The following is a 270-nucleotide window of genomic DNA, read 5'->3' on the forward strand; positions in this document are numbered from 1 at the left end:
GCGGCACCAGCGCCTCGATCACCGCGTCCACCGCCGCCCCGGCCTGGACCATCACCAGGATCCGGCGCGGGGACTCCAGGGCGTCGACGAGCTCGGCGAGGGTCTCGGTGCGGATGAAGGACCCCTCGGACCCGTGGGCGGCGAGGAGGGCGTCGGTCTTGCCGACGGAACGGTTGTGCAGGGCCACGGTGTAGCCGTGCCGGGCGAAGTTGCGGGCCAGGTTCGCCCCCATCACCGCAAGGCCGGTGACACCGATCTGAGCTTTCTGTT

The 270-nt window shown here is 71.1% G+C and carries 1 protein-coding gene; it reads right to left on the minus strand.

Going from position 1 to position 270, the window contains the following annotated elements; genetic code table 11:
• A partial coding sequence (locus tag M3185_RS17000) for an NAD(P)-binding domain-containing protein (protein WP_251334849.1) occupies positions 1–270 on the minus strand: 270 nt, incomplete at both ends.

This window comes from Kocuria rosea (assembly GCF_023715525.1).
GTDB lineage: Bacteria > Actinomycetota > Actinomycetes > Actinomycetales > Micrococcaceae > Kocuria > Kocuria rosea_A.